12 protein-coding genes are annotated in these 13007 nt (G+C 38.8%); 1 reads left to right on the plus strand and 11 read right to left on the minus strand.

Annotation, left to right across the window (positions count from 1 at the left end):
• Positions 1–65 precede the first annotated feature (65 nt).
• The 11 genes from BUB93_RS01620 to BUB93_RS01670 all read right to left on the minus strand — a co-directional run bounded on the left by BUB93_RS01620 (position 66) and on the right by BUB93_RS01670 (position 10603).
• Entirely contained in the window at positions 66–539 is a 474-nt protein-coding gene (locus BUB93_RS01620) for a PTS sugar transporter subunit IIA (protein ID WP_242945273.1), read from the minus strand.
• A 13-nt stretch (positions 540–552) separates the two neighbouring features.
• Positions 553–2565: a BglG family transcription antiterminator gene (locus tag BUB93_RS01625; protein WP_073269311.1), complete on the minus strand. Its 2013-nt coding sequence runs from the start codon at positions 2563–2565 to the stop codon at positions 553–555.
• Positions 2566–2782: 217 nt separating this feature from the next.
• Positions 2783–3649, minus strand: coding sequence for an SDR family oxidoreductase (locus BUB93_RS01630; protein WP_073269312.1), 867 nt, complete (start codon positions 3647–3649; stop codon positions 2783–2785).
• 76 nt (positions 3650–3725) lie between these two features.
• Positions 3726–4196: a heme-degrading domain-containing protein gene (locus BUB93_RS01635; RefSeq protein WP_084116806.1), complete on the minus strand. Its 471-nt coding sequence runs from the start codon at positions 4194–4196 to the stop codon at positions 3726–3728.
• A 19-nt stretch (positions 4197–4215) separates the two neighbouring features.
• Positions 4216–4731: a hypothetical protein gene (locus BUB93_RS01640; RefSeq protein WP_073269313.1), complete on the minus strand. Its 516-nt coding sequence runs from the start codon at positions 4729–4731 to the stop codon at positions 4216–4218.
• 151 nt (positions 4732–4882) lie between these two features.
• Positions 4883–5200 carry a PTS fructose-like transporter subunit IIB gene (locus BUB93_RS01645; protein ID WP_073269314.1) on the minus strand — a complete coding sequence of 106 codons (318 nt, stop codon included), beginning with the start codon at positions 5198–5200 and terminating at the stop codon, positions 4883–4885.
• A gap of 20 nt (positions 5201–5220) precedes the next feature.
• Positions 5221–6291 (minus strand): PTS fructose transporter subunit EIIC, encoded by a 1071-nt coding sequence (locus tag BUB93_RS01650; protein WP_073269315.1) that lies wholly within the window; start codon positions 6289–6291, stop codon positions 5221–5223.
• Positions 6292–6348: 57 nt separating this feature from the next.
• A complete protein-coding gene (locus BUB93_RS01655) occupies positions 6349–6795 on the minus strand; it encodes a fructose PTS transporter subunit IIA (RefSeq protein ID WP_073269316.1) in 447 nt (148 codons plus the stop codon).
• Entirely contained in the window at positions 6776–8695 is a 1920-nt protein-coding gene (locus BUB93_RS01660; protein ID WP_073269317.1) for a BglG family transcription antiterminator, read from the minus strand. Before BUB93_RS01660 ends, BUB93_RS01655 begins: the two co-directional genes overlap by 20 nt.
• Before the next feature lie 144 nt (positions 8696–8839).
• On the minus strand, positions 8840–9706 hold the full coding sequence (locus BUB93_RS01665; RefSeq protein WP_073269318.1) for an SDR family oxidoreductase: 867 nt from the start codon (positions 9704–9706) through the stop codon (positions 8840–8842).
• 147 nt (positions 9707–9853) lie between these two features.
• Positions 9854–10603 (minus strand): hypothetical protein, encoded by a 750-nt coding sequence (locus tag BUB93_RS01670; protein WP_073269319.1) that lies wholly within the window; start codon positions 10601–10603, stop codon positions 9854–9856.
• Positions 10604–10791: 188 nt separating this feature from the next.
• Here BUB93_RS01670 and typA point away from each other — a divergent pair, with 188 nt between their 5' ends.
• Positions 10792–12612, plus strand: a complete 1821-nt coding sequence (typA, locus tag BUB93_RS01675; RefSeq protein ID WP_341465267.1) for a translational GTPase TypA — start codon at positions 10792–10794, stop codon at positions 12610–12612.
• The last annotated feature ends 395 nt before the right edge of the window (positions 12613–13007 follow it).

Genomic DNA, 13007 nt, shown 5'->3' on the forward strand with positions numbered 1-13007 from the left:
CCTTTTAATAAAATATTAATATATTAATTATCATTAAAAAATAATAATAATTTTCTAGATAAAACTTACTTTTCTACAGATTCAAAGATATCTGTCAATATTTTTAGCACCTGATCTTCATTTTGAGTCTTGATAAGCTCTTCTCTGAATTCTTCATCCATGAGCTTTCTTGAAAGAGCTGCTAAAATCTTAAGGTGAAGATTAGATTCTGTTTCATTTGGAACCGCAATTAAAAAGATTATTTTTGCCGGTTCACCGTCAAGAGATTGCCAGTCGATCCCTTCTTCTTTTCTTCCAAAGGCAACTGTAGCTTCTTTTACAGCCATACATTTACCGTGGGGAATAGCTATTCCAAAACCTATGCCTGTAGTGGACATGTCCTCTCTTTCCCTTACGTTTGCACAATAATTCTCGAAACTATCAAGCCTGCCTTCGTTGTCTATAAGCTCCGCCAGTTCTGATATGACATCATTTTTGTTTGTGCTTTCAAGATTCAGTTTAATTAATTTTTTGTTGATTATTTCGCTCACTTTCATCATCCTCTCATTTCCTTTAATCAAATTCTTCCAAATTCAAATAATTTAACATTTCATCGGTATCTTTTGCATTTTTAAGATGCCTAAGCACTTTTTCATCGTCAAGCAGTGAATAAAACTTTTTAAAAAACTTTCTAGTTTGGGATCCAGTCTCAAAATCCAGTGCAAGAAGAAATACTATATCCACATTGCATCCGGACCAATCTACAGGCTTTTCCAAGACTGCGCATGCTATCACCGACTTTTTGACGTATTTAGTTTCCCCATGTGGTATAGCTACTCCTATACCCACTGCTGTCGAAGTAATTTTTTCTCTCATAAGTGCCGATTCTACAAATTTTTTATCTACAAAACCGGCTTCTATTAGTTTGATACCCATATATTTGATGATTTCATCTTTATTTTCTAAATTTAATTTACTGAATAAAAAATCTTTATCAAATAAATTCTTTTCCGGACTGTCTCCTTCCTCTTGGAAGCTTTTTGCTTTGCCCTTGAAGTTTGCGATATACTGGTTTATGGTTTTTATATTGTCATCTGTAATGAATACATCAGCATATATCACAGGCTTGCCTGGGTATTTAAAGGGTATGGTGGATATAATAAAGTCATACTCCTCTTTTTGATATTTCTCTACGTCGTGGACCGATGACACCGCTACGATTTCCAAATTTTTGATTCTTTTTTCCAACCTGCTCACTACCAGCTGAGATGTTCCTATCCCGCTGCTGCAAACGACTATCGCCCTAGCTGATGACTTCATCCTTTCCAAAGCAGCACCTATGTGTATGGTCAGATATCCTATCTCTTCCTCTGTAATCCTTATGCCGAAGTTCTTCTCAAACAATATGCTCGTAGCCCAAGAAGCTCCGAATATGCTGGGAAATTTCTCCTTGATTTCATTAAGAAGCGGATTTCTCAAGCTCAAACCGTGCTCCAATCTTCTTACGGTAGTCCTCAAGTGAAGGGCTAGCCCAGTAAACAGGGTATGGTCGTTGGAAAAATCCACATCTAAAATATTTTGAACCAGCAGTATGATATCTTTAGTCAATTCAACAACTTCAGGTTCTATGGTGCTTATTATTTCTTTAGAATCTGAAACCTTCTCACTTGGTCCAAGTATCTTAGCTCCTAACAGATGCAGCGTTATATAACCTATCTCTGAAACCGGCATCTTTATTCCAAGGACTTTCTCGAGCTCCCCCGCAACCCATGTTGCGATATCAAATTCGCTGTATTTTTTTAAGCCCAAAAGCTGTTTTACAGGCATCTTAATGTCTTTTCCGCTTTTAATCCTCTCAAGGCTGATTGCTATATGTATCAGTAACGCAACAAACGCCTCATCAGATATAGGGTATGTCATTTTCTTTTCCGCCTCGATGAGGATGTCTTCAATTTTCATGAAATCCATATCGGGAATAAGATCTTTTATGTGGGAAAGATCATCCGGGTTGAGCCTATGGTAAGTTTTTTCCATCTCGTCCCCAGGTTTGGAATTCGTCTTTCTTATCTCGATAAGCAGAGCAGTCGCTGCTTTTCTCCAATCTTTTTCCTTGCCCACTATCTCTATGCCGTAATTTTGTTTTCTAAGCAGCTTTAAGTCGTATTTTTTAAGCCACTCCTCGACACCGTCCAGATCCTTATGCACGGTGACCCTGCTTACAAACAATTCATCTGCCAGCGCCTGCATGGTTAGAAGCTCTTCTGACTGCATCAGCTTCTTTATGATGAACCTCTGCCTCTCAAGCACCGAAAAGGGTTCGACATAAATATTTCCTTTTCTGAGGTTTGACAATATCTTCTGCTTCGATTCAGGAGTTCCTTCCAACCATATGCCAACTCTTGGCTTGCGAAACAACCTCACGCCCTCAATATCTGATAGATAGCTCTCGACTTTTTCAAGATCGTTCCTGACCGTACGATTGGACACCGTTAATTTATTGGCAATCACCTCGGATGTAATCGGTTGCTGTTCCTGTATGAGAATCTGGATAATCTTTGCGCATCTATCATCAGTTGCGTTTTTCAAACCTGGCGTCCTCCCTCAATGTGGAATACCCTTAACTAATTTCTCTTTGCTTTGATTTTATAATATCACTGTTTAACAATGTTTTCAATAGGTTCAAATGTATCAATTGCGTACACATTAATGTGGCAATACTTTATAATCACATTTAAAAAGACTGAGTTTTCCACTTGGAATCTCAGTCTTTTACTATTGTTATTATATTAACTTTTGCCAGCTGTTAACACATAGAATATTCTCTTATCGCTTTTGCCAAGGCCTCTTGTGTATTATCAAAGGCTAATCCTGAGCTTTTGATCTTTAGGGTACCAAGCCTTACGTCCCTATTCTTGTCCGCGTATTTTTCCTTGTCGGGAATAAGCATCTTATCGACTCTATCTTCTGTCAAACCCAGCTCCTTAAGAATAAATTTAACGGTATGATATCTGCTTATGTTATTTTCGCTTCCTGTATGGTAAATTCCCCTATCCATATCGAACACCTTTTCGATTTGATCTACCAGATCATAAACATAAGTCATTCCTCTATATTCATTTACCGAGGCTACTATTTCCTGTTGCCTGTATGCAGATTTTACAGTATCCCATAGGATGTTCGGGTTGATCTTAAGTCCCCTTTCAGGCATTCCAAACATCCAGGTCAACCTTAATATCCAAAGCCCCTCTACTATATCCAGTATTTTTTTTTCAGCTTCAAGCTTTGTCTTGCCATACTGGGTATTTGCCATAGCTAAATCTTCTTCCTTGAAAGGTCCCTCTCCAGAGTTTCCGTTAAATATCTGTTCCGTGCTAAAAAATATCATTTTACTTTTTACCGCGTCAGCAGCCTTAGCCATATTTACAGCTCCATTTACATTTAAATTATAGGCAAATTCAGGATTTTCATCACAGAATTTTGTCTCTGCGACAGCAGCGCCGTGTATTATAAAATTTGGCTTCAGCTCTTTTACAAGGTTCAGTACCCGTTTTTCGTCAGTTATATCCAGTTTGTCAGATGTAGCTGAAAATATTTCATATTTGTCATGTAACACCTTGATGATTCTAGATCCCAAAAAGCCATTGCCTCCGGTTATAAGAAGTTTTTTCATAAAAAAAAGACACACCCTTCCACAATTCGTTTGTGGTAAAGTATATCCTTATTAAAGCCATCGGTCAATATCAGCTTTACTTCGACAATAAGGCTTCAACGCACTCTACAACCAAGGCATGATCGTCTTCAGGGTTTAAGCCTGAAACCGTAATTGCACCTACTACACCGGTTTTATCGATGGTTATCGGAATCGATCCTCCAAAAGGCGCTAGTTCCGACAAGCTGATTCCGTACTTCTCTTCTACTGTTTTACCTTCGTTTTCCAGTTTGAGTTCCATAAAATAAGAGCTCTTAAAAAAACGATAAACTATATTTTCTTTTCTTTGAATCCAATTGTCATTATCCGGTAAAGCTCCGTCAAAAGAAAAGTGAAATAAGCATCTTCTATTCACGCTTATATTGATAGCAATCGGCTTATACGCCTTTTTCCCCTTTTCAATCAACATCATACCCAGATTCAGTGCGTCCTGACTGGTAAATGAATCAAATACAAGTTTTTTTTCAGTTTCTAAAATCTCTTTCATCTTAACATCAAGTTTTCCCACGACTATCCCTCCGACACTCTCAAACAACCTGCTTTTTTAAAATTTTCTCCATTTTGGCAATGATTGTTTTACTTGCTTTGATTTTAATCCTTTTTATGACGCGATTTTTCTTCGAATGAATTTTTATGGTCCGGCTGTTGCCCTTATTTGGATTCGTGATCTCCCATTCCTTGATTTCATCCCAAAATATTATGCCATAATCACCTGCCACGCCGTTTTCATAAACCCCTTTATCCATCATGCTGAAATATACAGTAGTGATTGCGATTATTGTCATTATAACATTTATATACAGAGTTGTAACCTCAATTTTATATGACGTTTCTCCTTGAGCAATGACATTTATAAGCCCCTGTGAAAACAAATAATAAATCCCCAGTTGGAATATCCCTTTCACATCAAATCTTTTATCCATTTGTTCCAAGCACTTGCCTGCGTTCTTTCTCTTATATTCCGTAACCCCAATTTTTACAAGGCTTTGAATAGTAATAAGAGTAACGATTAATATGTATATCAAATTTTTTATATCATCCATAACTCATACGACCCTCTTTTATAATTTAAATAATCAACATTTACGAAATTCAACACAAACACATTGACTTATCCCTTTTTTTTGGGTATATTTTTACTAAATGGAGGGGAAGGAGCCCTTAGGCCGGCTCCTTCCCATGGGCAACTCAGTGTTACTTGTTTTGCTCTAAATACTGGACGAGCTTCTCAACAATTTGAGGAGCTTTTTTTATTACGTCACCGGCAAAAGCCTTTATCACGGGCTTTCCTTTGAATCTTTCAGCTTCCTGAATGTCTATATCCTTGGTGAGAATTATTCCGTCTGCTGATTTTACATCATCTTCAGTAAGATAATTGTCGCATCCTATTGAACCCTGAGTTTCGACTTTTACCTCTATGTTTCTTTCCTTGCATGCTTTTCTGATGGCTTCTGCTGCCATATACGTGTGTGCAACTCCCGAAGGACACGCTGTAACACCAATAATTTTCATTTTCTCATCTCCTATTGCTATCAATCAATGCTTACTTCAAATTCGTCTGAACAGGTCTTAATATCCTTCATCACTCTTTCAGATACAGGTTTTTTTAATGCATTCACCATCAAAGCTGTAACTACAGAACCAGCAGCTAATGCTATCAGGAATCCAACCTTGCCTATAATTGCAGGCAATACTATAAGTCCGCCCCACGCGACCATGCACTGAACATTAAATATCGCAGCAACTGCCGTACCTGTAGCTCCACCAACCATGATAGATGGAATGACTTTAATCGGGTCTGCTGCTGCAAAAGGTATAGCGCCCTCTGTAATACCGACGGTACCCATCAACAAGGCAGCTCTACCTGCTTCTTTTTCTTCAGGAGTATACTTTTTAGGTGCCAGGAAAGTAGCTAGTCCCATTCCAATAGATGGCACCGCGACTCCGACAGCTGATACTCCGGGAATCGTGTATATTCCTTCTCCTACTGAAAGTATAACGAAAGCATATGCTACCTTATTTACAGGACCACCCATGTCGAATGCTTCCATAAGACCAATTATTATTGCCAATAAAACGAAATTCGTTGTAGACATACCTTGAAGCCAGCCTGTAAGAGCATTTGTCAATGCCGCTATAGGAGTGGCCAATCCCCACTGCATAAATCCTGCTGTAATGAATGTACCAATTATAGGTATAACAAATATTGGCATTATAGATCTCAACGTTTCCGGAACTTTTATCTTTTTTAGATAATAAACCACGACGCCACCTATTATACCCGCCAGTATCGCTCCAAAAAACCCTGCTCCCATTTTATTGCCAACGTGAGCCGCTATCGCAGCAGGTGCGATTCCTGCCCTATCAGATATGGAAAATGCAATGTAACCCGCCAATATCGGAATCATCAGTTCGAATCCGGCTACTCCGATAAAAAACAGATCGTTTAGCCATGTTCCCTCTAAGGGAACCGCTCCTTCACCGTAGATTACAACTGACAGCGCCAGCAAAATACCGCCCGCTACTACAAATGGTATCATGTAGGATACCCCCGTCATCAGATGCTTTCTTGTGTCCTTGAAAATAAGTCTTAAATCATTCATTAATGTTCCTCCCTTTAAATATTATATACAGCATGCTTTTTAAGGCCTGCATATATTTTAAACAATGGAAAACGAAAGCATGGATTCTATTTCTCCTTTGTCTTCTGAACATAAAAGCTTTTCTCTGAACTCGTCATGCATCAAATTTTTTGACAGCTCAGCCAGTACCTTTAGATGAAAATTGCCTTCATACTCAGAAGGGACAGCAATCATAAATACCAGTTTCACGCTGTCATCACAATGCCATACTACGTCGTTTTTCAAACTCACGAATGCCAAAGTAGGTGTTTTAACGCTACCGGATTTCCCATGGGGAATCGCTACATGAAATCCTACACATGTGGGAAAGCTATTTTCTCTCTCATAGACGCATTCAATGTACTTGTCCATATCGTGCAGCCTATCCTCATCATTGATTTTTGAAGCCATAAATGTAATTATTTCATCTTTAGAATCCAGCTCTTCTTTTAAAAAAATCAGTTTTTCATTTATCAATTTTTCCATAATTAAATCTCCTTAGTACCTCGTTAATTTTTTGTGGTGTGTAAGCTTTTTTCAGCTCTGCTATCTGGCTGTCATCGTCAAGCATCTCGTAAAATTGTCCAAATACATTAGCAGCCATGTCATAACCTTCCATTTTTATGCACAGGATAAATATGGTGTCTATCATTTCATGCTTGTAAACCATCAGTCTTTTAAGCCTTATCACCGCTATTTTAGATTTTTTAACAAATTCCGTTTTGCTGTGAGGTATTGCCAAACCTTTGCCTATGTATGTAGATGATTTTTTCTCCCTTATTAGTATGCTTTCTATAAAGCCTTCCGCCGCGTAGCCTTTATCGTCGTCGGAGGGTTGTAAAACAGATTCTTGTCTTTGATTGAAGCTTCCTAAAAGTCTGTTTATCTTAAATATGTCTTCATTATTCAGCAAAGCGCTGACATAAACCACTTTTTTTGAGCTTATGTTGTATGGAATTGTGGATATTATTATGTCTGATTGTTCAATAAGGCTTTGACTTAGCTTTTCGGCCGAAATAACAGCTATTATCTCCAAGTTATGAAATCTCTTTGCAAGTTTTGTTTTAATTAATTGCGCCGTACCTATCCCACTGGAACACACTATCACCGTTTTATAAGTTTTCATGCTTCTTTCAACCGCTGCTGCGATATGCATCGCGATATAGGCAACCTCGTCTTCATTGATCATAATCCCGCATTCTTTTTCAAAAATCGAGCCGGATACCCACGTAGCACCAAATATTCCTGTATATTCGTTTTTTATGGTCTCGAGCATGGGGTTTCTGAGCTTAAGTCCGTTTTCAAGCCGTACGATGATCGGTCTTATATGCAGAACCAGTGATGTTAACAGTACATCGTCCTTCGTCATATCAACCCCTAAGATATCGCTGGTAACCCGGATTATCTCTTTTGCAAGCTTTACATACAGCTCATTTTGCACAGCAAGGATCTCTTTGCAGTTATCATCAGTTATATCTTCCTGTATCTTCGCCCCTAGCATGTGAAGGCAGATATAACCCGTTTCGTCTTCAGGAAATTTAAGGCTGAAGGCTTCTTCTAGTTCTTCCAATAGCTCCTTGGCTATATCATAAGCCTTATTTCCTTGGATATTTTTAGTGTAACCATCAGGCATTATGATTTCCTGGTTTCCCTTTACTCTTTTAATCGTGATGGCTATGTGGGCTAAAAGGTTTAGAAATGCCTGATCTGTAAAGGAATAACCCAGTCTCTTTTCAGAATTTTGTATGGATTTTTGCACCTTTATCAAATCGATATCTGAAAAAAACTCTTTCAGCTTATTGAAGTTTCTGATACTCAACCTGTAGTCAAGTTCTTCGAAGTCTATAGCGATTTCGTCATTTTTGCTTTTGTCCATATCATGAAAAAATTCGACTATCGCTTTTCTAAAATCAATCTCTTCACCTTCAATCCACAGCCCCTGGTTTTGCTTCCTTTTTAACTTTAAGCTGTAGTTTTCCAACCATTCTTCCACCGCTTCCAAATCGTTTACAATGGTGCTTTTGCTGCAGTATAGCTCATCGGCAAACATTTGCATCGTGTAGTTGAACTTATTTATCAAAAGAATCTCAAGGATGTACTCTTTTCTGTACCGAAAGTCATATGTCTCTTCTCTTTTGAGATTTCCATAATTACTTTTCAGCTTCACCCTTTGCTCTTCGTTTACATCTAGATAAACACCTACATTGGGCTTCTTTACCAGGCTCATTCCTTCTTCTTTCAGGAATTCAGCCAGCGAGTTCAAATGGTTTCTGACAGTCTTTCCGGACCTCCCAACGATTTTGCCAATCTCCTCCACTGTCACAGGCGCTTTTTCTTCAATCAATACGCTTAATATCTCACTATTCAAATCCTTTTTTCTTGCCATTTATATTACCTCACTCACATAGTGCATCATGCCATCATTCTTCTAAATATAATATTATCACTTTGCATCCTGTTTTGATATACGGCATTATTCAATATGCTTACCTTATTAATGTGGAAATATCAAGCTTATGGCCATCGCCTATTATAGATATCTAAACTCTTTCAAGCATTTTTCAATCGATTGAACGGTATCGTCAAATACAAATCCACACCTTTTGATTTTCCCTGTGTCCAGGCGCACGTTTCTTGCACATTCACTATACTTCTTTTCATCCTTTACCAATAGCTCCCTTATCTTGCCCTCATCCATCCCGAGCTTCTCCAGTATGAATCTGCTAACATCATACCTGCTTAAATCATTATTGCTGCCTGTATGATAAGTCCCGTAATCCAGATCGAACACCTTTTCGAATTGATCGATAATATCATATACATATGTCAGTCCTCTATATTCATTACAGGCAACCTTTTGCACTTCTCCCTTAAGTGCAATATTAATCGTATCCCACAATATATTTGGATTTATCGCCAGGTTTCTCTCAGGAAGCCCGAAAAGCCAGGTAAATCTCAAAATCCATAACTTGTTATGAATCTTTCTTAACTCCCCCTCTGCCTCAAGCTTAGTTATTCCATACTGAGTATTTGGAACCGGCTCATCGATCTCTTTGAAGGGCGCGCCTTTCGTATTTCCGTTAAAAACCTGTTCTGTACTGAAAAATACCAATTTTGCATCCACTTCTTTAGCAGCCTTGGCAACGTATTTAGCTCCATCTACGTTTATTTTTCTTGCAAGTTCCTTGTTGTTATCGCAAAATCCGGTATCAGCAACCGCTGCTCCATGAACGATATAATCCGGTTTGAAATCTACTATTGTCTTAATCACCTGTCTTTCATCAGTAATATCCAGGGTATCCACATCTGTAGACAATATTTCATACATCGAGCTGTATGCATTTGTAAACCTCTTTCCAAAAAAACCATTTCCCCCTGTTACAAATATCTTTTTCATCAGCAATCTCCTTTTCACTTTTATTTACAAGTCAATCATACTCTTTGGAACAATAAAAAAAAAGGACCTAAAGTGCACAATCCTTACCGCATAATGTGGCAAGGATTGTACCTGTGTCCTTTACGAATCGCATAATCTTAATGCTTTTTATTTTTCAAGCCAAACTGCAATAAGCTGCCCTGCATTGTTTTCGTACCAAGTGGCATTAATTTCATCTTTGTCTTCAATTCCCAGCTCATCAAATTTTTCCGGTGTATTGTAGTATCTCAGAACTAATGTCTCGCTTGCCGCCGTCGCCTCGAAGCTATTGTTGTCGATTATCCCGTTAAGAGTCAGAGTTGCTGTTTCTAACTGCACATCCTGGCTTGTATTTTCAACTAGAACAAACCTGTCCATCCGATTTTGATCATCAATAATCTGATAAAAAACCTTTATCAAATCACCGGTGTTTATCTCCTTATCAGAAAGTTCATCGTAAACGCCTTCAGCGTACATCATTTTGAATCCTTGTTCTTCATCGATCATCTCAAATGAATTATTGTCTTCAAATCCTACAAAAATCCCTGTTGAAGCTTCAACTTCTAATATCTCTATCTCCTGCACGGTCTTTTCGTCTTCAGTCTGGATGTAATCGATCCTAATCTTTTCATCTTCAGTCAGCTTCATATCCTCCACGATATCAACTAAACCTGCTTTTCTAAAGATAACGGGCTCGCCATCCACGAGAACTTCCATGCTGTTGGTGTCTGCCAATCCAATGTAATAACCTTCTGTTGTAATTAAATCCGCCTCACCACTTCCGTTGTCGTTGCCATTTTCTCCTCCGTTGATGGAGCATCCCGCTGTCAATATCAAAATCAAAAAAATCGCAAATAATGCGCTTGATGCTTTTTTCATATTTCTCACCTTCTCTACTTAACTTAAATCTCATTGTATTTATACCCTTAGCTGAATGGTTATATCATTTCTTCCTGAAAAGCTGATTTTAGAGCATTTAATTCTCTTCAATCTAGATTTAACAATCTTTTTCTTGTATTTTTCTCAAAAAAAGTATAAAATAATTAAGTTATATTAATAGAGAGGAATTGATTACCATCACTACCAACAAAATTATCAATATTGCTGTTATCGCCCACGTAGACGCGGGCAAGTCCACACTTGTAGACGCGTTTTTATCACAGAGCGGCGTTTTTAGAGAAAATGAAGAGGTTGTAGAATGCGTTATGGATTCAAACGACCTGGAGCGTGAAAGAGGAATTACTATTTACTCAAAAAACTGCTCTGTCATGTACGAAGACATAAAGATAAATATCGTGGACACCCCTGGCCATGCGGATTTTTCATCCGAGGTTGAAAGAATCATCAAGACCGTAGACACGGTCATACTTCTTGTAGATTCATCTGAAGGACCTATGCCCCAGACAAGGTTCGTGCTCAACAAAGCTCTGGAAATAGGACTTAATCCTATACTGTTAATCAACAAGATCGATAAAAAAGACCAACGAGCTGAAGAAGTCGTCGACATGGTATTCGATCTGTTTTTAGAGCTTGGAGCCAATGACGAGCAGCTTGATTTTCCTATACTATACGGAATCGCAAGGGACGGAATCGTCAAAAAGAACATGGAAGACGAAGAAAACGGAATCGTTCCGTTGTTTGAAACTATTTTAGAGCACTCTTCTACATACCCCAACTTAAACGACGAGCCTTTACAGCTTCAAATTTCTTCTTTGGCCTACGACGATTACCTGGGCAGATTGGGTATTGGAAGAATCTACAAAGGCACTCTTTCAGAGGGCCAGGCTGTGGAAATCTTCAAGGAAGATGAAACCCTGGTAAAAGGTAAAATCGCATCTGTATTTACATATGCAGGCCTAAAGCGAATAGCTGTAAAAGAAGCTCAAAGCGGAGACATAGTGGTAATTAGCGGCATCCCACATATTTCAATAGGCGAAACCATAGGTGAAATCGACAAAGTAGATCCTTTGGAACTGCTGCATATCGAAGAGCCCACTCTATCCATGAACTTTTTGGTAAACAGCTCTCCCTTTGCCGGCAAAGAAGGCAAATACGTTACATCAAGACACCTGAAAGCAAGACTCGAAAGAGAGCTTGAAGTAAATGTAGGCCTTAAAGTGGAAACTCTTGACCAAACTGACGGCTTTAAAGTATCCGGAAGAGGCGAGCTTCACTTGTCCATACTAATTGAGAACATGAGAAGAGAAGGCTACGAGCTGGGCGTATCTAAACCAGAAGTAATAATGCACAGGGAAAACGGCAAGCTCATGGAACCTGTAGAAAAGGTCCTTATATCGGTACCCCAGGAATTCTCAGGCGCAGTCATTTCCAAGCTGAATGTTAGAAAAGGCGTTATGGAGGCGATGAATGGAGAAGGTGAGTTTACAAATCTAGAATATTTAGTGCCTACAAGGGGACTGCTTGGATATTCTACAGATTTTATAAACGACACCAGAGGAGAAGGCACAATGGTCAGACGTTTTGAGCGTTTCGAGCCATACAAGGGCGAAATTCCTCAAAGAACAAACGGCGTTTTGGTATCTCAAACTGACGGTGAGGCCATGGGATATTCCCTGATGAACTTAAGTGAAAGAGCCCAATTCTTTATCGAACCAGGGACAAAAGTTTATGAAGGAATGATCGTGGGACTTAATTCGAGAAGCGATGACATGACCGTTAATCCTTGCAAGAACAAGAAAATGACAAATGTTCGTGCCTCCGGCTCTGACGATGCGATAAAGCTTCCACCTGCTTTGAGGCTGACCTTGGAGGATGCCCTTGAATTCATCAACGACGATGAACTGGTTGAAATCACTCCAGAGCAAATAAGAATCAGAAAGAAATTCCTTAAAGAACTGGACAGAAAGAGAAGCGGCAAAGTTTCCTGATAATAAACTAAGCTACCGAAATTAAGATGCACCCCAAATGTTGATATGCTCCTTTCAAAGTAAACACTTGAAATAACAAAAATTTCGAATCTACTTTGAGAGGAGTTTTTCTTATGCCTAGAAATATAATTAGTATCAAGTTAAAAATCGATAAAGCCGCAAATACGCCACCACAGATAATCTGAATCGGCTGAAGTGTTCCCTTGACCCTTTTCTGCTTCTTGAAAAAAGAGCAAAAGCTTAGGTATCGGAAATTCTCGAGCGACATGGCCTGATACCAAATGAGCTTTTGCCACATGAGACGATTACGCAATCAGAAATCGGCCTTGGTATAAGTATCCTTCCACAACTGATTCTGAAGCGTCTGCCATAACATATAGCAGAAAAAGAGCAGG

The sequence above is a fragment of the Alkalibacter saccharofermentans DSM 14828 genome (assembly GCF_900128885.1).
Lineage (GTDB): Bacteria > Bacillota > Clostridia > Eubacteriales > Alkalibacteraceae > Alkalibacter > Alkalibacter saccharofermentans.